The following is a 24,494-nucleotide window of genomic DNA, read 5'->3' on the forward strand; positions in this document are numbered from 1 at the left end:
AAACGCGTTGAAGTCGCTATACTGCGCCAACTATTTTTAAGAGATCAGTTTGTTATGGAAATTTTATCTGCTGCGACCATGTTATTTCTTATCATGGATCCCCTTGGCAACCTTCCTATTGTTCTTTCTATACTCAAACACCTAGATCCAAAGCGTCGTCGTAAAGTCCTATTTAGAGAGCTTTTATTTGCTCTTGGTATCTTGCTGCTTTTCTTGTTTGCTGGCCAAAGCATCATGAATTTCTTGCAGGTAGAGCCTGAAACATTAAGTATTTCTGGTGGTATTATTCTCTTTATCATCGCGATTAAAATGATCTTCCCAAGTGCAGGCAGCATCACAGGTCTGGCTGCAGGTGAAGAGCCTTTTATTGTTCCAATGGCGATTCCAATGATTGCTGGGCCTTCAGTGATTGCCGCATTGCTTTTGTTATCCAGTCAGCACCCAGACAATATGCTTGAGCTTTCTGCAGCGGTGATGCTGGCTTGGGGAGCCACCTTCTTCATTCTCATGTTCTCAGGCTTTTTCCATAGAATATTGGGCGAAAGGGGGCTTAAAGCCATTGAACGCTTGATGGGGCTCTTACTCGTGATGATCTCTACCCAGATGTTCCTTAACGGTGTCAAAGGTTATATGACCGTCGTTAGTTAAGACAAAAGTAAGTTAATAACAAAAACAAGTTAAGCAGAAATAGATATAAAAAAACGCTCATTAATGAGCGTTTTTTTGTTTGAAAGAGTGGCGGTTATCGCTATACAACAAGTTAAGTTTAAACCTGCTCTTCTGAAGTGTCTTTGCCTTTCTCTACTTCAGGAATAACCCGTTTGTTACGAATATCAATTAACGCACATACACCAAAAACAAGAATCGATAACTTATCACCAAGGGTAAGTTTCAGCTGTTTTGAAAAAGCCGCTGAGAAAATAACGGTTTGCAGAATATGGGTAAACAGTAAGAACCCCATAATGATATAGAGCACTAAATTGAGCGGGTAATGAAAAGGAGCAATAAGATTGTAGATTAGTACCCCCCACACAACAGCAATTACTGCTTTGGCGATTATAATGCCAGCATTCATAGCGTTCTCCTTGTATTCATGAACTTATCCTTCAATTTGAGTCGTTGAAATCATAGTCTGTAGCAGTGAACTATTGAGCCTTTCGAGTAAATAAGCGGTAACTCAACTGCCCTGTCGTTTTTTCCCTGTAGGTATGCCAATGAGTCGGGATCCCTTCCAAAGTAAGCTCTTTCTCTGTTTCTACATAAATTAGTGCGTCTTCACTGAGCCAATTATTCTCTTCAAGTAGAGCAATAGCCTCTGCGAGCATCCCTTTTCTAAAAGGGGGATCGATAAAGACAATATCAAAGGGTGTCCCTGCCTGCTTTAAATAGACTAAGCTGTCGCTATTTACGACGTTGATATTCTTAGCTTTGACAGTCTCTGCATTGGTTTTCAGCTGCCGATATGCCTGATTATTCATCTCAATGAGAGTGACAGATTCTGCTTGCCTAGAAGCCGCTTCAAAGCCCAATCCACCAGAGCCTGCAAAAAGGTCGAGACATTTTGCTTGGGGAACATCTTGAGCCAGCCAGTTAAACAGGGTTTCTTTGACTCGATCTGTGGTTGGCCTTAACCCTTCAAGGTCATGGACAGGCAGTTTTCTCCCTCTCCATAGGCCGCTGATAATACGAACAAAGCCAGTGGAAGGCTTTTTTTGTGATGTGTTTTGCTGGCGACGTCTTACCATAGATTTTTTGACCGCTAATTAAGTGTTACTATACACCGCTACCTTAAATACATCGTTAGGGTGTAAATCTGAATTTAATAATGACAGAGTGTACCAACCTAATTAAAGGTTTTTCACTGCTTTGTCATTTTCTTTTCTATAGAAGTGATAATTCTATAAGAAAAGTGTTGTTGTTAGTTTAGTAGATCTAGGAAATCATCCAGATGACGGAAAAAAAGAAACGCGGCTTACTCTCTTGGCTTGGCTTTGGTGATGAAGAGCAAAAACCACAATCACCACAAACAGACGTAACAGAGCAGCAAGAAGAGCCAGAAACGTTACAAGAATCATCTCTTGATGAGCAGCCTGAAATAGAGAGTATCTCTGAAACAAATGAAGAGTCTGCAGTATCGACGTCTGTTGAAGAGACGGTTGACGTTACCAACGAAACCGATGAGCCTGTTAAAGCAGAAGCAGAAGCAGAAGCAGAAGCAGAACCGCAAAGTAGAGTTGAAGAGCAAGAGAAGCCAACAGAAAGCTTCTTTACTCGTTTAAAGCGCAGCTTGAGCCGTACCAAAGCGAATATTGGGGCTGGTTTCTTTGGTCTGTTTAAAGATAAGCAGATCGACGATGAACTATTTGAAGAGTTAGAAGAGCAGTTGCTAATCGCTGATGTAGGCATGACCACCACAGTGAAGATCATCGATAGCTTAACTGAAAAAGCATCACGCCAAGATCTCAAAGATGGTGAAGCGCTGTATGGGCTACTAAAAGAAGAGATGACAGATATTCTATCTACCGTAGATAAACCTCTTGTTGTGGATACCACGAAAACACCTTACGTTATCTTGATGGTTGGTGTGAATGGCGTTGGCAAAACAACAACCATTGGTAAGCTTGCAAAACAATTCCAAAATGACGGTAAAAAAGTCATGCTAGCGGCTGGTGACACTTTCCGTGCGGCGGCTGTAGAGCAACTTCAAGTATGGGGTGAGCGAAATAGCGTTCCTGTCATCGCTCAGCATACTGGTGCTGATAGTGCGTCGGTGATTTATGATGCGATTGAAGCGGCGAAAGCACGTGGTGTGGATGTCGTGATTGCCGATACGGCAGGGCGCTTGCAAAATAAAGCTAACCTAATGGAAGAGCTGAAAAAAATCGTCCGCGTAATGAAGAAAATTGATGATTCAGCACCGCATGAAATTATGCTGACGCTTGATGCAGGTACAGGACAGAACGCCATTAGCCAAGCGAAGCTTTTCAGTGATGTCGCACCCGTAACGGGCATCACTCTGACGAAATTAGATGGCACAGCAAAAGGTGGTGTTATCTTTGCTATTGCGGATCAGTTTCAAATCCCAATTCGTTATATTGGTGTTGGTGAAGGAATTAATGATCTTCGTCCATTTAAAACTGATGAGTTTGTTGAAGCTCTGTTCAGCCGAGAAGAATAGTCGTCGTTTTATCACAATGGATAAATAGATTGTAAGAGGAAAGACAGGTGATTAGTTTTCAGCAAGTGAGTAAAGCGTATCGTGGTGGGCGTCAAGCACTCCAAAAAGTCGATTTTAGCCTTAAACGAGGCGAAATGGCTTTTTTGGGTGGTCACTCAGGTGCTGGTAAAAGTACCTTGTTGAAACTCATCTGTGCGATTGAACGACCGACCGACGGAAAGGTGAGCTTTAACGGGCACGATATTACTCGTATTCCGAATAAAGATATTCCTTTCCTGCGTCGTAATATTGGTATTGTTTTTCAAGATCACCGACTGCTTATGGATCGCAGCGTTTTTGATAATGTTGCGCTCCCAATGCGTATTGAGTCTATTTCAGAGAACGACATCAAACGCAGAGTGAGTGCCGCGTTGGATAAAACTGGCTTGCTTGATAAGGCTCGTTGTTTACCCAGTCAGTTATCAGGTGGAGAACAACAAAGAGTTGGCATTGCTCGTGCTGTCGTGAATCGACCAACACTACTATTAGCCGATGAACCGACTGGTAACCTTGATCCTGAGCTTTCTAATCGTGTGCTTAGACTCTTTGAAGAGTTTAACCGAGCAGGTGTCACCATCATGCTGGCGACGCACGATATTGGATTAGTGAATACACGTCCACAATACCGTCATCTTGAATTGAACCAAGGCTTTTTAAGTGAGGTTTCAGACTATGAGCGGTAATGTTAGAAACAAGAAAGCAGCGAAAAAACGGACTCAAAGCCCATTTAAAACGGTTGGCTTTTTTCGCGCTCACGTTAATCAAGCCAAAAGCTCTTTCTTTTCAATGTGGGTTAGGCCGTTAGGTAATATCCTGACTTTAGCGGTTATCTCTATGGCACTGGCTATGCCATCGTGTTTGTATTTACTCGGTAAAAATATCGCGGCGGTTGCTGATACGGTTGTGAGCCCCTCACAAGTGAGTGCTTATCTGGTTGAGCAGACGCCCGAAGCGCGCATTATGGTGCTTAAAGATGAAATTGAAAGCCGCGCTGAAGTTGCCCATGTAGAATATATTTCATCTCAGCAAGGGTTAGATGATCTTAGCCAGTATTCAGGCTTCGAACAGGCGATTAGCTTACTGGATGACTATTCATTGCCTAGTGTGCTTGTCATCACGCCAACCGCTGATGAAAAGGCGTTAATTGAAGCAATCGTAGATGGTCTTCAAGAACATAATGAGATAACCGATATTCGTCTAGATGAAGACTGGTTAACTCGGCTTGATGCGATTCAAGCACTTATTACCGTTATTGTCGTTACTCTGTCGGCATTGATGCTGGCTTCTGTTTTTCTTATTGTCGGCAATACTCTGCGCTTCAATGTGCTTGCCAATAAAGATGAAATTCAAACCATGAAGCTGATTGGTGCAACCGATAGCTTCATTTTACGACCTTATATATACTCGGGTATGTGGTTTGGGCTGCTTGGAGCATTATCCGCTTGGGTGCTGACGGCATTAATTACCGTATTGCTTAACGGCACGGTGAAAGATCTTGCGATGCTCTATGATAGTCACTTTAGATTGATTGGTTTAAGTTGGGATGAGTCACTATTACTTGTTATGCTAGGCTTACTTCTTGGTTGCGCTGCAGCAAAAGTGTCAGCAAAACGTCATCTAAAAGAAATTGAACCGGTTTAGCCTGCCATTGTCGTAATAGAGGTAGTTGAGAGTTGGGGCTTAAGGGCATCCAAAATCGACGAATAATGAGAGTCTATTAAGATCGTAACTGTGATAGAAACGGATAAGTGTGATCTTTTTTGACTTGTAACAACGATAGGTTTGTGCATAATAATTGTCCCCTGTTTGAAACCTGTTCACATTTGGTTCAAGTTAAATAGGGTAAACCTATAGTCCAGATCAGAGATTGATGAGGAATTGAATGACAACTAAAGCGTATTCAATGGCGGTCGTATCGCAAGATAGCTTAGATAGCTATATTCGTTCAGCACATAGCTACCCAATGCTAAAGCCGGAAGAAGAGCGAGAGCTCGCGGAACGATTACATTACAAAGGTGAACTAGACGCTGCGAAAGGTCTTATTTTGTCACACCTTCGATTTGTTGTTCATGTTGCTCGTGGATACTCAGGTTATGGCTTACCAATGGCTGACCTTGTACAAGAAGGTAATATTGGTTTGATGAAAGCGGTAAAACGCTTTAATCCTGAAGTCGGTGTACGTTTGGTCTCATTTGCCGTGCATTGGATCAAAGCTGAGATTCATGAGTACGTATTGCGTAACTGGCGTATCGTTAAGATTGCGACCACGAAAGCGCAGCGTAAACTGTTTTTCAACTTACGTAAGTCTAAAAAACGTTTAGGTTGGTTTAATAACGGCGAAGTTGAAACCGTTGCTCGCGAACTAGGTGTTGAGCCTTCTGAAGTTCGTGAAATGGAATCCCGTTTAGCAGCCCAAGATTCGACGTTTGAAATGCCAAATGATGATGATGAAAGTGGTCACTCATACACGGCTCCGGTACTTTATTTAGAAGATCAGACATCTGATCTTGCTGATAATGTCGAAGCGTCTAACTGGGAAACACATACAACGAATCGTTTGAGTTCAGCATTGGCAACCTTGGATGATCGTAGTCAGCATATTGTTCGTTCACGTTGGCTCGATGACAACAAGACGACTCTGCAAGAGCTAGCAGAAGTATACGATGTTTCTGCTGAACGTATTCGACAGTTAGAAAAGAATGCGATGAAGAAGCTTAAAGCAGCCGTCGGCGAGTTTTAAGACGTCAATTTGATGGCGAGTGATATAACGCTCGCAAACTAGAATTAGAGAAAGCCGAGATCAAATGATCTCGGCTTTTTTGTTTTTTTGATCCAGATATCAATATAATTTAGGGGCTTCCCTGTGGGTAACTCTGTGCAAACTTTATTAAGCACCTGTCAGCAAGCGGGGTAAATAAAGGCTCTATGAGTAAAGTGCCCATGGGGATACTTTTGCTTTTACACACAAAAAAATAAAGATCAACACTATATCTAGTGGATCAAAGGATCCAAAACCACGTTATCAACGCAATCCACAGAGTTATGCACAATCTAGATGATTCAACGAGGTAGTGGATAACCCTACCGTATGTTGGTACTTATCAGGCTTGGGATAGGTTACAATCCTCGTAATATGGATTAACGAGATGAAGAGTAAAAATGGACCAGTTTCAAACCATCAATATTGAACAGGCAAAAGAGCTATTACAGCAGCCAGAAGTGATTTTGGCCGATACCCGTGATAGCCAATCCTTTACTAACGAGCATGTTGAAGGCGCTTTTTCATTAAACAACGACACCATTGTTGAGTTTATGAATGAAGTCGAGTTTGAGCAGCCAATATTAGTGATGTGTTACCACGGCATCAGTAGCCAAAATGTCGCACAATATTTAATTAATCAAGGCTACAGTGAAGTGTATAGTGTTGATGGTGGTATTGAAGCATGGCGACGAGCGGGTTTTCCTTTGACTCAATAAGGGCTCGACTCATTTGAGCCTTTAGGATTGAGAAGCAGTACCCAAATTGAAATGCAACGTAGTAGGTAGCAGATGATTCGATTATTGACAGCAAATAACCCGAGAGCGGCTCAAGCCTTCATTGATTATATGGCGTCAAGGGACATCGAAATACGTATGATGCCAGAAGGTGAAGGGCAGTTCGCACTTTGGCTCTTGGATGAGCAATACCAAGTAGAAGCTGAGGCAGAGCTTGAGCATTTCCTCAGCAACCCGACCGACAATAAATACCAAGCCGCTTCTTGGGCAATGGCTGAGACAAGAACGACGGCTTTCTCTTATCACACGCCAAGCTTTATCAATATGATTAAGGCAAAAGCAGGTCCGGTTACCTTAATAGGTATGGTGGTGTGCTTACTTGTGTTTGCGCTATTACAGCTTGGTTTTCAAAATAGCCTGTTTTCACTGCTTCATTTTCCTGCTGAAGATGGCCAGCAAGTCCAAATCTGGCGTTGGTTTACCCATGCAATATTGCACTTTTCTGCAATGCACATTGTGTTCAATATTTTATGGTGGTGGCAGCTAGGCGGTGATATTGAAAAACGGCTTGGGTCATTAAAGCTACTACAGATCTTTGCGATTTCTGCAGCACTATCTGGTGCGGGGCAATATTGGGTTGAAGGGGCAAACTTTGGCGGCTTATCTGGAGTGGTCTACGCACTCGTTGGGTACTTATGGATGGTAGGTGCTAAAGCCCCTCATCTTGGACTGAGCATGCCAAGGCCTATTATTGGATTCATGTTAGTTTGGCTTGTGCTTGGCTTTATCCAACCATACATGGCCATTGCGAACACGGCCCATTTAGTGGGGCTAATGTCAGGTGTTGTGCTTGGGCTGATTGATGCAAGCACTAAGAAGAGTGCTAAGTAGTCGTTATAGTTTACTAGCGAGAAAAGACGAAAGATGAGTTTGAGGCTTACATTCTGGTGTAAGCCTGATTGAAAGAGCTATTCAGCGCTGTAGTGAAGAATTACTGGTATAAGTATTTAGTAAAAAGAAGATCCGCAATAATGGTGCGCCCAGTTTCAGGTAGCAGTGTTGCGTTGAGCTGATCAACTAATATTTTACGTAAATCTTCTCTTCCCGCTAATGACTTTATCGTATCTTCAGATTGCTGACCTAGTAGCTCAATGACCGCGTCTCGAATTAACGGCTGATGTTGCTCAACAATAGGTAAGTCAGCCGCACTTGCGACCATAATATCGATTCGTACCTGAATATAGCCTAGCTTTTTACCTTTTGTATAAAAGTTAGTGGTGAGATCGGGCTCGAGAGTGAAATACGCAAGCTGTGGCGCAGCTTCTTGTTCTGCGTAACTTGGCAGCGAAACAAGTAGACTAAAAATAGCAATAATTTGGACTAGGTAACGTTTAAGCATATTTATGACTTTTCTTTTTTATAATGATGATACTCGTATCTACAGAGTCTTGTTACAATGGAGTATCTGTTTGTAATGAAATGCGGTTTGCATCCCTCGGTTGGTTTTGACCAATCTTTGCAGCTTTATTCTACGATGTTAAAGCTAATAATTGAATACTAGTATGAATCTATCAACTTCGCTCTATCTATCTGCTTTACTTCAAGTAAATTGGCAAGATCCATCAGATTTCGACTATCCGTCCGAGCAATCTAAACAATGGTTGCTAGAGCTTGGGTCTTTATCTCGTTTGCTTGAGCTTCACTGTCAGGAGTTAAGCGTTGACTTGCTGCATAATCGGATAGTGAAGTCGGAGCGACTTAACCAGCAAGAAATTGAACTGCTGTCTCAAGAACAGTGTCTATTGCGTAAAGTGGTTCTTAAAGGAGATAGCATCCCGTGGGTATTGGGACGAACACTCATTCCAAGCTCGTCTATTACGACTCAGCAGCACGACTTAAGTGAACAGGGCGAAATTCCCTTAGGGTTAACCGTATTTAGCACCAATGACGTGAAGCGAGATGCGCTTCAAGTGGGTTGGGCAATCACAGAGCAAGGGCGGTTTTTAGCCAGGCGCTCACGTTTATGGATGAATAATAAACCGATGTTGGTTGCAGAATTGTTTTTGCCAGAGTCGCCGGTTTATTTACAAGAGTGCGAATCATGACGGTAATGAATGGCAGTAGTAAACTGCCTAGCAAGGTGAAAGCTTATTGGCAATTAACTCGAATGAACCGTCCTATCGGTTCACTTCTATTGCTATGGCCAACCCTATGGGCACTCATTGTTGCAGCCGAAGGCCTACCACGTTGGGATGTTGTGGTGGTATTTACCCTCGGTGTAATTTTGATGCGTTCTGCAGGGTGTGTCATCAATGACTTTGCCGATCGTAAAGTCGATGGTCATGTAAAGCGGACAAAGGATCGACCGCTTCCTTCTGGTGCGGTGTCGAGCCGAGAGGCTGTAGGGCTCTTCCTTGTTTTAGGTGTGGTGTCATTTTTACTTGTACTGACGATGAACCCATTAACAATAAAGCTCTCGTTTGCTGGTATTGTCTTAGCTTTTATCTATCCATTTATGAAGCGCTACACCCATCTCCCACAACTCTTTTTAGCGTTAGCATTTAGTTGGGCTATACCAATGGCCTGGGCGGCACAAACCAATGAGCTAGCACTGATGGTTTGGTACCTCTTTGTTATCAATGCGGTTTGGACGATTGCTTACGACACCCAATATGCGATGGTAGACCGAGATGATGATGTCAAAATTGGCATTAAATCGACGGCAATTCTATTTGGCCGCTTTGATAAGATGATCATTGGTGCATTACAGCTAGTGACACTGATTATGTTAATGCTGCTAGGTGACTATTACGCATTAGGGACGATCTTTTACTGGACGCTACTTATCGTCGGAGGGTTATTTGTTTTTCAACAGCACTTGATTCGACACCGTGAGAGATCGTCGTGTTTTACTGCTTTTCTCAATAATAACTATGTCGGTATGGCTATCACGATTGGATTGCTTCTCGGCTTTCTTATTTAGGTCTACTAAAGATCAAAAAAGGCATCCAATGGGATGCCTTTTTCGTCTTTATAGATTGAGCGTTCACTTCTCTACGAGTGAGCATCTGTTTGGTGGATACTCTCTTGGATAGTGAGGCGTACCTCAGGGTAAAGCATGGAGTAAAGAAGCTGTGCTAACTCTTGGCTTCTCTCTTGATCGCATTCTCCATTTTGATCTAAGTACTCTTGCTGCTTAAGGGTATTAAACATACTTGAGAAAACGCCTTTATCAAAAAACTCTGGTGCATTGATGCCATGTAAACGACCAAGGCGTTGGGCAATGTCTTGGCTTCGTTTCTCAAGGTCTGCCTTACCAAGTTCTGGGTCTGCTGAGAGTAGGTTCAATGCGATGGCATAGCGCTGCAGAGTTTCTGTAATCGTTCTACCCAATAGCATCAACACCTGAGTATTGGCCTGATTAATGGCAACATTATCACCATCAATACAGATGTGCCCCTGATTCGACAGTTCTTCGATATAAGCGCTGACGACTTCCGCAAGCTTCTCTTCCTCAATGCTTAAGAAAAGTTCTTGTTTTAGGAATGGGTAAATCTTTGCAACACGATTTTGAATCGTCGCCATTGGCAGCTGTTGGCTGCGAATCAACATCTGTGCAATTAAAGACGGGATGGCCAGTAAGTGAATGATGTTGTTACGGTAATAAGTCATTAATACCGATTGATGGCGGTCAAGAGAGACAATACTGCCCATTGAGTCGCTATCGATCACAAACTTATCCAAAGACTCAGCGTGGGCAACCAACTCTTCAGCGCTCTCAGTAGGCATAGTGAAGGTCGAAGAGTAAGGGACGTTTTTCAAAAGAGATAAATAACTATCAATTTGATTCACTAAGCTGTCACGAGATAAAGCGCGTTGACGAGAAGCGAGTAGGGCGGTTGCACAAAGTGTTAATGCATTCGTCGCAGCCGCATCATTAATATGCGTCATCATCTTGTTGGCCAGTTTATTGACCACAGGATTCATCCATTGTGGTTTATCGCCACCCAGTGGGTCGATGTCTTTGGTCCACTCCGGAGCGTGTTCATTTAGGTACTGGTTTAAAGGAATCGGTTCTCCGAAGTTTACGTAGCCTTTACCAAAATTACGCAGTTTACGAATCGTACGTAAAACCTGCCCTGCATTCTCTTTTTCTTTATCTTTACCACGAAGCTCTTTTGCATAAGTGCTTACTTCCATTACGTGCTCGTAACCAATGTAAACAGGCACTAACGTGACAGGACGGTTCAAACCACGAAGCATGGCTTGGATAGTCATTGCAAGCATTCCTGTTTTCGCTTGAAGTAGGCGACCTGTACGAGAGCGCCCTCCTTCACTGAAATACTCAACCGAATAACCTTTACTAAACAATTCTGCGAGATATTCACGGAAAATTGTGGAATAGAGTTTGTTGCCTTTAAAGCTGCGGCGAATAAAGAACGCGCCACCGCGTCTGAAGATAGGACCCGCAGGGAAGAAGTTTAGGTTAATGCCCGCCGCAATGTGTGGCGGAACCATCCCTTCATTGTAAAGCACATAAGAGAGCAGTAAGTAGTCCATATGACTGCGATGACACGGGACATAAACAATCTCATGGCCATCTTGTGCAAGGCGTCTTATTTGATTGGCATTGGAAATGTTCAGCCCTTGGTAGATGCGATTCCATAACCAGCCAAGCGTCCGCTGCCCAATCTTGATGAGCGAGTAAGAGAAGTCAGCGGCAATCTCTTCCATGATCGCATGCGCTTCTTTACGTGCTTTTTCAATAGGGATGTTTTTTGCTTTTGCTTCGTCTTCAATCGCCTTTTCAATGGCTTGGGAGTTTAATAAGCGTTGGAACAAAGCCTGACGATTAGGCAGATTCGGCCCTGAAGCTGCGAGCTTTTGACGAGAGAAGTGAATACGAGCAACGCGAGCTAATTTATGTGCGATAGACTTATCGGTGCCATGTGAATCCGCCATATAACGCAGTGACACTACAGGGCTAAAACGAACTAAACAATCTCGACCCGACAGGATCACCGCCGCTGCCTTTTGAGGGCCATTTAAGGCTTGAAGGTAAGGCTTAGTATTTTCTTCCTTGCCTGGTTTTCTTCCCCATAAAACAGTCGTTGGAATAATCTGAACATCCAGATTGCTATCAAACTTGTGCAGTTCAAGCAGTGAAGAGAAAAGCTTGATAGAGGTGCTTGGTACATCTTCATTCGATTGAAACAGTGTCGGGCGAGAAGAGGTAAATACGTAACGAGGGAACGACTGACCATTAATCTCAACTGGGCTTAATGGATCAGGAAGACCAAGCGATATTACGTGCTTTTGCAGAGAGAGTAGGTCAACACTCGATCGAAATGGCAGCGCGTACACAATAGGCTTGTCAGTATCAATATTATGATCTTCAATAGGGTTTGAAGGAATTGCGGTCCCTTTTACCAAGATAGATAAAGGTAACTTAAGGAAAGATCGTGCTAGGGATTGTCCTGAAGACATAAAAGTTCACAGCCTCGTGTGTTTCAAATAAGCATAAGCGAATTTCCACTTATTTGTCATTGTAACGCGAAGTGGGAAGTCGCCTAGGCAGGTCACTCAAAAGAGCGGCAAGGATAACAGAAACTGGTCTAACCTTTTAATCATATTGTGGATGATTAAGTCAGATTCGTGCGAATTTTTTATGAATGTTTGTTTTTTAAAGGAAATAACGTGCCAGATAAAGCTGTACATGGATTGAAACGGATACGAAATGCGTTGGGTTATTCCTATAAAGGGCTGAAAGCAGCGTTTAAAAACGAAGCCGCTTTTAGAGAAGAGCTATTATTGGCGATTGTGTTTATTTCGAGCTCTTTTTATTTTGAGGTAACGGATGTCGAGCGAGTGCTTTTGGTGACATCCGTTCTCTTGGTGCTTGTGGTGGAGCTCATCAACAGTGCGATTGAAGCGGTAGTGGATAGGGTAGGAGAAGAGCACCATGAACTCTCAGGACGAGCCAAAGACATGGGCTCTGCCGCGGTATTTATTACCATCCTGCTCGCCATTTATGTCTGGGTTGAGATCATCATTATTTAGCCAAGTGATGAAACATCGAAAAAACAGTCAATTATCTTTTCATTTTATAACTTACTGGATATACTCACAGTTAACTGTATAAAAAGACAGGTGACTTATGAAGCCGTTGACTGCACGCCAACAACAAGTATTTGATTTAATTAAAAGTAAAATTGACGATTGTGGAATGCCACCGACCCGAGCTGAAATCGCTCGTGAGTTAGGTTTCCGCTCTGCGAATGCCGCAGAAGAACATCTTAAAGCGCTTGCTCGTAAAGAAGCAATAGAGATCATTCCTGGTGCTTCTCGTGGTATTCGAATTCTATTAGAAGCTGCCAATGAAGAAGAGGGTCTACCTCTTATTGGTCAGGTTGCTGCGGGTGAGCCTATCCTTGCTCAAGAGCATGTTGAAACCCATTATAAAGTGGATGCTGGTATGTTTAAGCCGCAAGCGGATTTCCTACTTCGTGTAAATGGCGAAAGTATGAAAAACATCGGTATTATGGATGGCGACTTATTAGCGGTACATAAAACTCAAGACGTTCGCGATGGTCAAGTGGTTGTTGCTCGTGTTGATGATGATGTAACGGTTAAGCGCCTAGAACGAAAAGGTGCAACGGTACTTCTGCATGCTGAAAATGAAGAGTTCTCTCCGATTGAAGTGGATCTAACTGCTCAGCACCTTGCGATTGAAGGTATTGCCGTAGGAATTATCCGAAATACTGATTGGATGTAGCTTCTCATAGAGAAAGCTCTCTAATTTGAGAAAAGCAGTCCAACAGATCTCGTTCTATCGAGCAAATTGTACCGCGATGCTCTCAATGGCTTGTAAGTTTAAATGATATTCATTATCATCTTCTTTCTGGACTCATTAGGAAGATGATAATGCCTCAGCTGACCCCTTCTAAAAAACGACGTTATCAAATCCCCGCGAATTTACTTCAACCTTTATGGCTACGTAGCCGTGAAAGTTTTGTTGATGACGGTCTTGTTTATGATCCTATTGCTGCCAATGCTTGCCGCTATTGTCAGGTTGCTCCCGAGTGCCTATCTGGAGATGTTGACCAAAAGCAGTTATTACATGCAACGCTAACTCAACTTTGTGACCTACAAGTGAAAGCTTTTATCGAGCGCTTTCCTGATGCTTGGGTTATTAATGTGGGTGCCGGTCTAGATACTCGCTTTTATCGTGTTGATAATGGTCTCTGTCATTGGGTCGAACTTGATGTCACAGAGAACCTATTGTGGCGACAGAAACTGTTCCACAAAAGTGAACGTTATCTGCATCACTGTGGCAGTGTTGACGATCTACAATGGCTCGATCAACTCCCTGTCCCAGATAGCGCTAATGTCATGATTGTTTGTGAACATGCCTTATTAGACTCAACACAGAGCCAAGTTGCCCAGTTTGTTCAAGCGCTTGGGCGTCATTTTGATTCAGCCACTGCTTGTTTCGTGATTGCTGGAGACAAAACGTCAACGCAACTTGGACAGAAAATGGGTTCTGCCGATTATGCTCATGGTTACTCTCATCCGGGGGAGTCTATTTTAAATTATCTACCTTGGGCGCAGTGGGTGAAAACCTTCTCTCCCCTTGATAAAAATTGTGGCCGTTGGAAATTCTGGCAGCGATGGCTCACTAAATTCCCTTCTTTAAAGCAACGACTGACACCGGTAGTGGTTCAGCTTCGCTGGTGATCCAGTTACACTTCACTTTCTAATAGTGAGGTGACTGTGACTTTCCAACCAATTCAAGCATTACATACTCTTTATTCAACGCTCAGTAATCTGGCTTTGCACAAAAGAGTACTTTTACTTGCCATCCCGATGGTGCTTTCTAATATCACGGTTCCACTGCTTGGGCTGGTGGATGCTGCGGTTATTGGTCACTTAGATCATGCGTGGTATTTAGGTGGTGTTGCCCTCGGCGGCACCATGATCAGTGTGACTTTTTGGTTGCTCGGCTTCTTGCGTATGTCGACCACTGGGCTAGCGGCTCAGTCTTATGGCGCGGATGATAAACAACAGCTTGCTTTAGTGTTTATTCAAGGCTTATTGATGGCGTTTGGTTTTGCCATTGTATTCCTGCTATTTCATGGTGTGCTGTCAGATGTCATTTTTTCGCTAAGCAGTGCGAGTGAAGAAGTGAAGTTCTACGGTGAGCAATATTTTGCGATTCGAGCATGGAGTGCGCCGGCGTCATTAGCCAACTTTGTTATCTTAGGTTGGCTATTGGGGACGCAAAACGCCAAAGCGCCAATGTGGATGGTGATCATTTCCAATCTAACGAATATCGCTCTCGATGTGCTGTTTGTGATGGGCTTTGATTGGAAGGTTGAAGGTGCGGCATTGGCGTCTGTTATTGCTGACTATATGGGGTTCGCATTTGGTTTGTTCTGTGTTTACCGAACTTGGTGTCAGCGCAAGCTCCCTTCCCCTAGAGCAATCATAGCTAAAAGCGGCAATGACATTGGTCGCTTTATAAAATTAAACCGTGATATTTTCCTACGCTCACTTTGCTTACAAGCCACGTTTAGCTTTATGACGTTTCAAGGGGCGAGTCTTGGGGACGACATCGTTGCAGCCAATGCAGTATTGATGAGTTTTCTGATGATGATCTCTTACGGGATGGATGGCTTTGCTTATGCAATGGAAGCGATGGTTGGCAAAGCGATTGGTGCAAAAGACAGAAAAGAACTGAGTCAGTCATTGATTGGCACGTTTTTCTGGAGCCTGGTCATCTGCGTCGGGCTAACCATCGTCTTTTATCTGTTTGGCTCGAGCCTGATCAGTTTGATCACTAATATTCCGAGTGTTCAGAGCAATGCTCATGTGTATTTGCCTTGGTTGATAGCAATGCCTTTAACGGCCATGTGGTGTTTCTTGTTTGATGGGATCTTTATTGGTGCGACCAAAGGAAAAGAGATGCGTAATAGCATGTTTGTCGCGACGTGTTTTTTCTTTGCCATATTCTTTATGGCAAGTTCAATGGGGAATCATGCCTTATGGTTGGCAATGCTCAGCTTTATGGCGATGCGTGGGGTAGGGCTTGGTGTTTTGTTAGTCTACCAATGGCGTAAAGATACCTTCTTAATAATGAAAAAACCGCAGACTTCGAAAATATACTGAAGTTTGCGGTTTCTCTAGTTATCGTAATGTTGGATAACTTGGCCTCGGATGGAGATCTAGAATAGTCGATTTAAACCATTCAGAGCTGCTACACGGTACGCTTCCGCCATCGTCGGGTAGTTAAAGGTCGTATTTACAAAATACTCGATAGTATTCGCTGACCCTTTTTGTTCCATAATGGCTTGGCCGATGTGAATGATCTCCGCCGCACGCTCACCAAAACAGTGAATGCCAAGAATCTCTTTGGTTTCACGATGGAATAGAATTTTCAAACTACCAATGTCTTTACCCGCAATTTGTGCACGAGCCAGATGTTTGAACGACGAACGTCCAACTTCATACGGAACTTTCGCTGCTGTGAGCTCTTGCTCCGTTTTACCAACTGAGCTGATTTCAGGAATGGTGTAAATACCTGTTGGGATGTCTTCAATCAAGTAGCCTGATGCTTGCCCATGAGTAATTGCTTGAGCAACGAATCGCCCTTGATCGTAAGCGGCGCTAGCTAGGCTTGGGTAACCAATCACATCCCCAACGGCATAAACATGCTCAATACTCGTTTGGTAATTACTGTTCACTGAAACTTGTCCACGAGAGTCCGCTGCGAGACCAACCGCATCTAGATTCAGTTTATCGGTGTTACCTGTTCGACCATTTGCATACAGGATGCAATCAGCGCGCATTTTCTTGCCAGATTCAAGATGAACAATTACACCGTCATCGGTGGGTTCAATTTTCTCAAACGTTTCATCATTACGAATGACGACACCACTATTCCAGAAGTGATAAGAAAGTGCATCGGACGTTTCGTTATCTAGAAAAGACAACAGTCGGTCACGGGTATTAATCAAATCGGTTTTCACGCCAAGTCCGCGAAAAATAGACGCATACTCACAGCCAATAACCCCGGCACCATAGATGATGATATGACGAGGGTCGTGCTCTAAACTTAAAATCGAGTCACTGTCGTAAATGCGTGAGTGAGTAAAGTCGACATCAGCGGGTTGATAAGGGCGAGAGCCGGTTGCGATTACAAACTTGTCTGCCGTGTAGGTTTCGATTGTCCCATCTGCTTGAGTCACGTCGATACTATGTTCACCAGAGAATCGAGCGGTGCCGAAAATCAAACTGCATTCATTTCTGTCGTAGAAACCTTGACGAAGGCGAGTCTGCTTATCGATAACTGATTTTGCATGACCTAGGATATTAGAGAAAGTGGAGTGAATACTGCTGTTGTTATTACAAAACAGTGGGTTGCTATTAAATTCAATGATGCGACTAACCGCATGACGAAGTGCTTTGGAAGGAATCGTTCCCCAGTGGGTACAGCCGCCACCGACGCTGCTCTCTTTCTCTATGATCGCGACATTGAGCCCCGCTTTGGTTAAACCCATAGCCGCCCCTTCACCTCCTGGGCCACTACCGATCACAATTACATCAAAGTGGTTACTCTCAGTCATATCGATATATCCTTGTTATATTTTTTTACATTGCTTTAGCGAGATTTTAACGCATATTGCTAATAGGTAAATCAATTCAACACCAGAGAGTCGAGGCGATCACGGACGTAGAGGTAAAAAGAGTGCGTGATCAGTGATCTTACGCTGATTTGCTAAATTGTAGTTATGACCAACGTACGGTTTATCGAAAACATAGGCTTTATGAACAGTGCCGCTTCGCGTTATAGTAGGTAGAGAAGTTAAAGAGCAAAGTAGTCTAATCATGAAATCTATGGGTATTCGCGCACAGCAAAAAGAGAAGACTCGTCGCTCATTAATTGATGCGGCATTCAGTCAGCTTAGTGCAGATAGAAGTTTTTCAAATTTGAGTTTACGAGAAGTTGCTCGAGAAGCGGGGATTGCTCCAACCTCTTTCTATCGCCACTTTAAAGACATGGATGAGCTAGGCTTAACTATGGTTGATGAAGGTGGCTTGCTATTGCGTCAATTGATGCGACAAGCTAGGCAACGTATTGCGACTGAAGGGAGCGTAATACGTACATCAGTCGAAACCTTTATGGAGTTTATTGAGAGCAGTCCCAACGTCTTCCGTCTATTACTTAGAGAACGTTCTGGAACCTCTTTTGATTTTCGTACCGCTGTTGCTCGTGAGATCCAGCACTTTGCAGCAGAGTTAACCGAATACCTAACCAGTACGGGAATGAGTCGCGATGAAGCGCTGACTCAAGCTGAAGCGTCAGTGACGCTTGTTTTTAGCTCCGGTGCTGAAGCGTTAGATTTATCCAAACGTGAGCGAGATGAATTAGCCGAGCGTTTGATTATGCAGTTACGAATGATCGCCAAAGGTGCTTTTTGGTACCGTAAAGAGCGAGAAAGAAAACGAAACAAGGCAGGGTAGATAAATGTCGAATACAGAAAATGTGTCGAATTCAGAAAACAAAGTAGACCAAGATTTTGAGCCAGAAAATAATACTAATGCAGCTCATGACATTAATATAGACAAAGGCTCCGAAAGAAAAACGCTATTGCTTGCTTTAGTGGCTGGCATGTGTGGTGATTCATTACTTTCTTGGATAACGATCAGCTCGGTGAGCTTTTCTATATTTCCCATTATTGCCCTAGTGCTATCGGTTCAAGCGCTTTATCAAGAATACCTGCGCAGCCCGGTATCTGAAGATATCCCACTTGTTGGCTTAGCATGCTTCTTTGTTGGTGGCTTTGGACACTCTGCTTTTATAAAAGCTCAACATCCTGATGCGGGTTCAAACTTTATCGCCATCATTATCGTGATGGCACTCATGCTCTGGATTGGTAAGAAGCTTGGCTTTATAGGCAAAGAAAAATAGCGCCTAGCGATAACCAAGGTCATTATTAGAACGAAAAAACGAGCCAAGAGGCTCGTTTTTTTGGCTTAGTCATTATGGCTAGCGACTATGCCTTTCTCTCTAGCAGAACACCTGCTTCCATGTGGTGGGTATATGGAAATTGGTCAAACAGAGCAAAACGAGTCACGTTGTGAGTTTCGCTTAAAATGTCGAGGTTATCTTTTAGCGTATCAGGGTTACATGAGATATATAGAATGCGCTCGTAACCTTGCACCATTTTGCAAGTATCCACATCCATGCCTGAACGAGGCGGATCGACAAAAATGGTATTGCAGTTGTAGCTCTTAAGATCCACGTTCGCTTGTTTTAAGCGGCGGAATTCACGTTTACCTTCCATTGCTTCAGTAAAGTCCTCTGCAGACATTCGAATAACCTGAACGTTGTCGATGTTATTCGCGGCAATGTTGTATTGTGCGGACTCAACCGAAGGCTTAGCCAGTTCCGTTGCTAGAACTCGATCGAAGTTCTTTGCCAGTGCAAGAGAGAAGTTGCCATTGCCACAGTACAGCTCAAGCAGGTCGCCTTGGCTGTCTTGAGTACAATCGCTTGCCCATTCGAGCATTTTCTCTGCGACCTTTCCGTTTGGTTGAGTAAAGCTATTCTCTACTTGTTGGTAGATGTAGGTTTGGCCATGCACATCGAGCTTCTCAATCACGTATTCGCGATCAAGAACAATCTTCATTTTACGTGCGCGGCCAATGAGGTTGAGGTTAAACCCTTCATCATTGAGACGTTGCTTTAAGATTTTTGCTTGTTCAGTCCACTCTTCATCAAGCTGACGATGATAAAGTAAAGAAACCAAAATCTCGCCACTGAGTGTCGAAAGAAAGTCCACTTGGAAAAGCTTATGACGCAGCGCTGTGTTCTCTTTCATCGCATCGATTAGAAGAGGCATTAAGTCATTGATCAAGCGGCTTGCTGCAGGGAATTGATCGACGCGGTATTTCTCTTTTGTCTCTTGATTAAACATGGCGTAGTACATGTCATCGCCATCATGCCACACACGAAACTCCGCTCGCATACGGTAGTGTTGCTCAGGAGATTCAAACACTTCTAACTCAGGCACATTATAGTGCTCAAACATTTGAGTCAGACGTTCGGTCTTCTCAGCTAACTGCTGTTGATAGTGCTCAGGGTTTACATCAAGAGTCGCCATGGTAGTGCCTTAATCGATAGGGTGCATTCTAAGAAAGAGCGCAGATTTTATTCAATCCTAGCCGCTTGTCCAGTGATGAATGAAACTAGTGAGTTTTCTAGTAAATAAAACTATAGCTTATAGCGATGTTTACTAGACAAAGTATGCCTAGACGAATAGTATCCTGCCTAACTGGTGCCACTATAGAAGTATAGATGGCTGAAAAGGGAATCTGGTGTGAATCCAGAACTGACGCGCAGCGGTAAAAGAGAACGAATGCTCAAGTGACACTGCACTAGAAGGTGTGGGAAGTCGAGCGCTAGGGGGCGAAAGCCATGCTCTTAAGTCCGAAGACCTGCCAGTAGCCGAGAACAACATAAGATAAGAAATCTATGCTCGGTAGGATTTTCGCGATTTAGGACAATACAAATGAACAAATCTATTCTAGCGATCGCTGTAGCATCGCTAACGACGCACGCCTCTCTTTCTTACGCTGAGCAACAAGTCGATGAGACTATGGTTGTGACGGCGAACCGTTTTGAGCAGACTCAACAATCTGTGCTTGCATCCACCAGTGTAATTACTCGTGATGACATTGAAGTAAGTCAGGCCACATCAGCTCTAGATCTATTAAAGACTCTACCGGGAGTAACTATTAACTCTCAAGGAAGCAAAGGTAATATCACGGGAATATATATCCGTGGTACTTCAAGTAAGCATGCTCTGGTTATTGTTAATGGTGTACGCATCAACTCTCCAACTGCAGGTGAAGCATCTATCGGCTTAATTCCAGCGTTTGCGATTGAAAAAATAGAAGTAATTCGTGGCCCTCGTGCTGCTGTATATGGTTCTGACGCAATGGGTGGAGTGATCAGTATTTCTACTGTATCTGGTTCCGAGAATAAGCATCAGTTGTTATTAGGATACGGGGATCAAGGACAAGAACAGCTGGGGTGGAAATCAAGTGGCCAGTTGTCTGAATCTACTAAGGGTTCCTTTGTATTTAACCAAGAGAAAAGCGATGGGTATCGTATCTATGATGGAGCCCCAGTTGATGAGACTCATGGTTTCGATAGTCAAACTGTATTTGGCAGCTTAGAGCACCAACTTACCGATGTTTGGAGCTTGTCTTTTGCTGGTTATACGCAAAATTCAGAGGTGGAGTATGCTGATAAATACACTATTGGAGCACCAAGTCAGCAGACAGATGGTGACTTTTATAGTTTAACTGGTGCGATTCATTACTCCCTAGATAACTTCTCTTCTGCTCTACAAATAGGTACTACAAAAGATCACAATGCTAACGGAGATGCTGCTGGTACTAGTGCTAAGTCAACGCTCACTGGTTATAGCAAGTCCGCAAGTTGGATTAATACTTATACTGGTTTGGATCATGTCGTCTTCAATGGTGGTGTCGATTATCTTGAAGAGCAGGCATATCGTGGTGGTTCTAATACCGATGATTACGATAATTCAAAGAAAGATAATAAAGCAGCATTTGTGACTGCGCTTGGTGAGTTTGGTGATTTTACCGCTGAAGCTAGTGCTCGTCATGATAACGATAGTGTTTTTGGTGGTTACAACACTTGGAATGTAGCCGTTGGTTATTTCTTATTAGATCAATTCCAATTGGTGGCATCATCAGGGACAGCGTTTAAGGCTCCCACCTTTAATGACTTATATTGGCCACAAAGTGGTAACCCAGATCTAAAACCAGAAGAGTCAAGTTCAACAGAGATCGGTGTATACGGTTATCATGATTTCTTTGATTGGAGTTTAGTGGCTTATCGCTCTGAGTTTGAAAACCTAATTGAGTGGGCTCCAACTGGTTCTGGTCAGTATGATCCGTGGGTTCCTCAAAATGTTGCGGAAGCAGAAATTGAAGGGATAGAGCTAGGCGTTAACTTTGCTACCGGTATTGTCGAGCATAGCGTTGGAGCTGAATGGCTAGATGCGATTGATAAATTGTCTAACGAAGCTCTTATTCGTCGACCTAAACACAAGTTTAGCTGGGTTCCTACGGTGAGGTTTGACAAGGTTGATGCTTCACTAACAGTGTTATATACGGGTGAAAGATATGCGTCTAATAGTGAATATCTAGCATCTTATACAACGGTTGACTTAGGTATTGGCTATCGCGCTACTGAGCAGTTGACTCTAGGATTGAGAGCCAACAACCTCTTTGATGAAGAATACCAAACGGCGGTTTCGACTCATTACACCGGTGAGACTCTCTACTATCAAGGTGCAGAGCGTAGTTTCTTTGCAACAGCTACATACCAATTCTAAACATAACTAAAGCCGCCTTCGGGCGGTTTTTGCTTTAAGGTCATAAATAATGAAAAAGAATGTCGTCGTTAGTTGGTCTTCAGGTAAAGACTCCACATTGACATTACTGCGTCTGTTAGACGATCCTAGCTATAATGTCGTTGGCTTATATACCACTCACGTTAAAGAAGATGTACCATTTCAAGCGACGCCACTAGAAGTAGTACAAATGCAGGCCGATCTTATAGGGCTCCCTCTTATTACTATTGAACTGCCAGAAGTCTTTCCAAGTAATAGCATCTATCAAGGTACCGTAATTGAGGGGTTAAAAAGCAGTCAATTACCAATTGAAGCCGTGGCGTTTGGTGATATGTTTTGCAATGGTATCGCTGAATACCGAAGAGGCTATATAGAACCGCAAGGGTGGGAGTGTGTATTTCCTTTACTTGGAGAAGGCTCTGAAGTACTTGCGAGAGAGATATTAAGTAGAGGTATCAACACATCGTTAATCACGATTGATGGTTCCCGTCTTGATAGAGAACTATGTGGAAGACAATACAATGACGAGCTGCTAAAGGATCTACCCGAAGGCATTGACCCATGTGGAGAAAATGGAGAGTTCCATACTTTAGTGGTAGAGGCGCCATGCTTTAACGGTAGAATTAAGCTAGAGCTACTACACGTTGAGCATGATGAGCGATTCAGCTATCAAAGATATCAAGCAACCGCGTTGCCAAATTAGCAAGAGAAGGTATGATTTGCGGGTACTAACTTAGGAATAATTAATAGCGTGTCTAATCAGAGCAATCCTTCAGTTCTAATCTTTGACTCCGGTGTTGGTGGGCTCTCTGTCTATCAAGAAATCAAAGCATTGCTGCCACAAGTAAAGTGTACGTATTTGTTCGATAATGAAGCTTATCCCTATGGTGAGTTATCTCAAGAAGTACTCATAGATAGAGTAGATAGTATCATTTCTTTCTATATCGCTAATTACTCGATAGATGCTGTGGTCATAGCGTGTAATACCGCAAGCACCATCGTTCTTCCTACACTAAGAGAAAAGCTGACTATTCCTGTGGTTGGAGTCGTGCCTGCGATCAAGCCTGCATCGGTATTAGCCAATAAAGCCGTAGGGCTGATCGCGACGCCTGCAACAGTAACTCGTGAATATACGAAAGACCTTGTTCGTGACTTTTCTAACGATACCCATGTTGAAATGCTGGGGTCGACCAAATTAGTTGAAATGGCAGAGGCGAAACTAAGAGGGGAAGAGGTAGACCTTGTCCTTTTAACGCGAATACTTAAACCGCTTATAGACAATATCGATGTAGCCGTACTTGGTTGTACTCATTTCCCATTAATAAAAGAAGAAATAGCACAAGCTCTGGGAAAAAACGTGATTTTAGTGGATTCGGGTGAGGCTATTGCAAGACGCGTACAATCTCTGTTGCAGTTAGAAAGCGGGTCTTTGTATGAAGGAGAGCAGCCAGTTTGGAGTAGTGCACTTCCATCAGATGAAAGCGCACTGAATAAAGCTTTAAAAGAACTGGGATTTAGTTCTGTCCAGATTCTTCGTTTTCAGGATGTTTAGGGTCGTTCGCGACTCTTACTTTTAGAGTGCGTTGCATATAGTCCTGGTCATTTAATGCCTTGATTGTTGATTTCACATCACTAGCTGCGATAACTACAAAACCAAAGCCCCTTCTTTTACCTGTTCGTTTGTCTTTCATTAGGCGAACGGCAAAAACCTCACCGTGTTTAGAAAAAAGCTCCCGCACATGTGCTTCATTTGCTTTATAAGGCAAGTTACCTACATAAAGAGTTTGTGTTGAAGGAGAAGAAGTTTCAGACGTTTCCGTGTCAGTGTTAGAAGGTTTAAGGATAAGGGCAGAAGCACAAACACCGATAAGGAATGCGAATATAGATGGTATTTCTATAAAGTAGAGAGCAATAGCGCCGATAGCTGCAACGGCGATTATCATTGAGATCGATTTATTAGAGTTCATATTGAATACTACATTTCAATTAATAAGAGAGAGTTACGTCTACTGTTAACAAAATAGACACATGAATCTTACGTACATGTTTTGAGTTTTGCCAATAATATGATGTGACATGTCTCAAATGTTGAAATTTTATTCGATATTAGTGAGGTTGGTGGCTTTTTAGGCGAACGAATTTAATTTTATAAAAAAGGCTTGTCATAAAGTTAATCCTCTCTATAATGCCGCCTCACTGACACGGAATGAGACGAGAGTCACATGCAATGTTCAGTAGGAAAAAGAGTTTGAAATTAACTCTTGACTCCAAAGAATCAAAGCGTATTATACGCACCCCTAGCAACGGACGGAAACGAACGAAAGCTAGAA

25 protein-coding genes and 1 riboswitch are annotated in these 24,494 nt (G+C 43.1%); of the genes, 18 read left to right on the top strand and 7 right to left on the bottom strand.

Annotated elements, in window-relative coordinates:
• The first annotated feature begins 54 nt into the window (after window positions 1–54).
• Window positions 55–648 carry a YhgN family NAAT transporter gene (locus KP803_RS21020; protein WP_248010809.1) on the top strand — a complete coding sequence of 198 codons (594 nt, stop codon included), beginning with the start codon at window positions 55–57 and terminating at the stop codon, window positions 646–648.
• A 118-nt stretch (window positions 649–766) separates the two neighbouring features.
• Here KP803_RS21020 and KP803_RS21025 read toward each other — a convergent pair whose 3' ends face one another.
• Both KP803_RS21025 and rsmD read right to left on the bottom strand, forming a co-directional pair.
• Entirely contained in the window at window positions 767–1,075 is a 309-nt protein-coding gene (locus tag KP803_RS21025) for a DUF1145 domain-containing protein (protein ID WP_248010810.1), read from the bottom strand.
• Window positions 1,076–1,145: 70 nt separating this feature from the next.
• Complete coding sequence (gene rsmD, locus KP803_RS21030) at window positions 1,146–1,745, bottom strand: 16S rRNA (guanine(966)-N(2))-methyltransferase RsmD (protein WP_248010811.1); 600 nt, start codon at window positions 1,743–1,745, stop codon at window positions 1,146–1,148.
• A gap of 203 nt (window positions 1,746–1,948) precedes the next feature.
• Here rsmD and ftsY point away from each other — a divergent pair, with 203 nt between their 5' ends.
• The 6 genes from ftsY to glpG all read left to right on the top strand — a co-directional run bounded on the left by ftsY (window position 1,949) and on the right by glpG (window position 7,603).
• A complete protein-coding gene (ftsY, locus tag KP803_RS21035; RefSeq protein WP_248010812.1) occupies window positions 1,949–3,178 on the top strand; it encodes a signal recognition particle-docking protein FtsY in 1,230 nt (409 codons plus the stop codon).
• A 47-nt stretch (window positions 3,179–3,225) separates the two neighbouring features.
• Window positions 3,226–3,900 carry a cell division ATP-binding protein FtsE gene (gene ftsE, locus KP803_RS21040; RefSeq protein WP_248010813.1) on the top strand — a complete coding sequence of 225 codons (675 nt, stop codon included), beginning with the start codon at window positions 3,226–3,228 and terminating at the stop codon, window positions 3,898–3,900.
• Window positions 3,890–4,858 carry a permease-like cell division protein FtsX gene (ftsX, locus tag KP803_RS21045; RefSeq protein ID WP_248010814.1) on the top strand — a complete coding sequence of 323 codons (969 nt, stop codon included), beginning with the start codon at window positions 3,890–3,892 and terminating at the stop codon, window positions 4,856–4,858. Before ftsE ends, ftsX begins: the two co-directional genes overlap by 11 nt.
• Window positions 4,859–5,099: 241 nt before the next feature.
• The gene (gene rpoH / locus KP803_RS21050; protein ID WP_248010815.1) at window positions 5,100–5,957 is read left to right on the top strand and encodes an RNA polymerase sigma factor RpoH; all 858 of its coding nucleotides are present in this window, start codon (window positions 5,100–5,102) and stop codon (window positions 5,955–5,957) included.
• 419 nt (window positions 5,958–6,376) lie between these two features.
• Window positions 6,377–6,694: a thiosulfate sulfurtransferase GlpE gene (gene glpE / locus KP803_RS21055; RefSeq protein WP_248010816.1), complete on the top strand. Its 318-nt coding sequence runs from the start codon at window positions 6,377–6,379 to the stop codon at window positions 6,692–6,694.
• Window positions 6,695–6,766: 72 nt separating this feature from the next.
• Window positions 6,767–7,603 carry a rhomboid family intramembrane serine protease GlpG gene (gene glpG, locus KP803_RS21060; protein ID WP_248010817.1) on the top strand — a complete coding sequence of 279 codons (837 nt, stop codon included), beginning with the start codon at window positions 6,767–6,769 and terminating at the stop codon, window positions 7,601–7,603.
• Between the two features lie 100 nt (window positions 7,604–7,703).
• Here glpG and KP803_RS21065 read toward each other — a convergent pair whose 3' ends face one another.
• On the bottom strand, window positions 7,704–8,111 hold the full coding sequence (locus tag KP803_RS21065; protein WP_248010818.1) for a flagellar basal body-associated protein FliL: 408 nt from the start codon (window positions 8,109–8,111) through the stop codon (window positions 7,704–7,706).
• Window positions 8,112–8,274: 163 nt separating this feature from the next.
• On the opposite strand from KP803_RS21065, the gene KP803_RS21070 reads away from it, so the two are divergent.
• Together KP803_RS21070 and ubiA are read left to right on the top strand one after the other, a co-directional pair.
• Entirely contained in the window at window positions 8,275–8,817 is a 543-nt protein-coding gene (locus KP803_RS21070; protein WP_248010819.1) for a chorismate lyase, read from the top strand.
• 5 nt (window positions 8,818–8,822) lie between these two features.
• Entirely contained in the window at window positions 8,823–9,695 is an 873-nt protein-coding gene (gene ubiA / locus KP803_RS21075; protein WP_248010831.1) for a 4-hydroxybenzoate octaprenyltransferase, read from the top strand.
• Between the two features lie 71 nt (window positions 9,696–9,766).
• Here the strand turns inward: ubiA and plsB are convergent, their stop codons facing one another.
• A complete protein-coding gene (plsB, locus tag KP803_RS21080; protein WP_248010820.1) occupies window positions 9,767–12,199 on the bottom strand; it encodes a glycerol-3-phosphate 1-O-acyltransferase PlsB in 2,433 nt (810 codons plus the stop codon).
• Between the two features lie 210 nt (window positions 12,200–12,409).
• On the opposite strand from plsB, the gene KP803_RS21085 reads away from it, so the two are divergent.
• The 4 genes from KP803_RS21085 to dinF all read left to right on the top strand — a co-directional run bounded on the left by KP803_RS21085 (window position 12,410) and on the right by dinF (window position 15,880).
• The gene (locus KP803_RS21085; protein ID WP_248010821.1) at window positions 12,410–12,772 is read left to right on the top strand and encodes a diacylglycerol kinase; all 363 of its coding nucleotides are present in this window, start codon (window positions 12,410–12,412) and stop codon (window positions 12,770–12,772) included.
• Between the two features lie 97 nt (window positions 12,773–12,869).
• The gene (gene lexA, locus KP803_RS21090; RefSeq protein ID WP_248010822.1) at window positions 12,870–13,487 is read left to right on the top strand and encodes a transcriptional repressor LexA; all 618 of its coding nucleotides are present in this window, start codon (window positions 12,870–12,872) and stop codon (window positions 13,485–13,487) included.
• 149 nt (window positions 13,488–13,636) lie between these two features.
• Window positions 13,637–14,449 carry a class I SAM-dependent methyltransferase gene (locus KP803_RS21095; RefSeq protein WP_427916977.1) on the top strand — a complete coding sequence of 271 codons (813 nt, stop codon included), beginning with the start codon at window positions 13,637–13,639 and terminating at the stop codon, window positions 14,447–14,449.
• A 36-nt stretch (window positions 14,450–14,485) separates the two neighbouring features.
• The gene (gene dinF / locus KP803_RS21100; RefSeq protein WP_345791575.1) at window positions 14,486–15,880 is read left to right on the top strand and encodes an MATE family efflux transporter DinF; all 1,395 of its coding nucleotides are present in this window, start codon (window positions 14,486–14,488) and stop codon (window positions 15,878–15,880) included.
• Window positions 15,881–15,936: 56 nt separating this feature from the next.
• Here the strand turns inward: dinF and sthA are convergent, their stop codons facing one another.
• Window positions 15,937–17,337 carry a Si-specific NAD(P)(+) transhydrogenase gene (gene sthA / locus KP803_RS21105; protein WP_248010824.1) on the bottom strand — a complete coding sequence of 467 codons (1,401 nt, stop codon included), beginning with the start codon at window positions 17,335–17,337 and terminating at the stop codon, window positions 15,937–15,939.
• 262 nt (window positions 17,338–17,599) lie between these two features.
• Between sthA and fabR the strand changes: the two genes are divergently transcribed.
• Together fabR and KP803_RS21115 are read left to right on the top strand one after the other, a co-directional pair.
• Window positions 17,600–18,235 (top strand): HTH-type transcriptional repressor FabR, encoded by a 636-nt coding sequence (fabR, locus tag KP803_RS21110; RefSeq protein WP_248010825.1) that lies wholly within the window; start codon window positions 17,600–17,602, stop codon window positions 18,233–18,235.
• Window positions 18,236–18,239: 4 nt separating this feature from the next.
• A complete protein-coding gene (locus KP803_RS21115) occupies window positions 18,240–18,683 on the top strand; it encodes a YijD family membrane protein (RefSeq protein ID WP_248010826.1) in 444 nt (147 codons plus the stop codon).
• Between the two features lie 85 nt (window positions 18,684–18,768).
• Here KP803_RS21115 and trmA read toward each other — a convergent pair whose 3' ends face one another.
• Entirely contained in the window at window positions 18,769–19,878 is a 1,110-nt protein-coding gene (trmA, locus tag KP803_RS21120) for a tRNA (uridine(54)-C5)-methyltransferase TrmA (RefSeq protein ID WP_248010827.1), read from the bottom strand.
• 155 nt (window positions 19,879–20,033) lie between these two features.
• A riboswitch (cobalamin riboswitch) is annotated at window positions 20,034–20,234 on the top strand.
• Window positions 20,235–20,286: 52 nt separating this feature from the next.
• On the opposite strand from trmA, the gene KP803_RS21125 reads away from it, so the two are divergent.
• From KP803_RS21125 to murI, 3 genes are read left to right on the top strand one after another with little or no spacing between them, the layout of a single operon-like run.
• A complete protein-coding gene (locus KP803_RS21125; protein ID WP_248010828.1) occupies window positions 20,287–22,146 on the top strand; it encodes a TonB-dependent receptor domain-containing protein in 1,860 nt (619 codons plus the stop codon).
• 49 nt (window positions 22,147–22,195) lie between these two features.
• Window positions 22,196–22,867, top strand: a complete 672-nt coding sequence (locus KP803_RS21130) for a Dph6-related ATP pyrophosphatase (RefSeq protein WP_248010829.1) — start codon at window positions 22,196–22,198, stop codon at window positions 22,865–22,867.
• Between the two features lie 48 nt (window positions 22,868–22,915).
• On the top strand, window positions 22,916–23,716 hold the full coding sequence (gene murI, locus KP803_RS21135; protein WP_427916978.1) for a glutamate racemase: 801 nt from the start codon (window positions 22,916–22,918) through the stop codon (window positions 23,714–23,716).
• Here murI and KP803_RS21140 read toward each other — a convergent pair.
• Window positions 23,679–24,131, bottom strand: coding sequence for an RNA recognition motif domain-containing protein (locus KP803_RS21140; protein WP_248010830.1), 453 nt, complete (start codon window positions 24,129–24,131; stop codon window positions 23,679–23,681). The two genes, murI and KP803_RS21140, sit on opposite strands and share 38 nt — an antisense overlap.
• Window positions 24,132–24,494 lie beyond the last annotated feature (363 nt).

The organism is Vibrio amylolyticus (assembly GCF_023145695.1).
In the GTDB taxonomy this organism is placed as follows: domain Bacteria; phylum Pseudomonadota; class Gammaproteobacteria; order Enterobacterales; family Vibrionaceae; genus Vibrio; species Vibrio amylolyticus.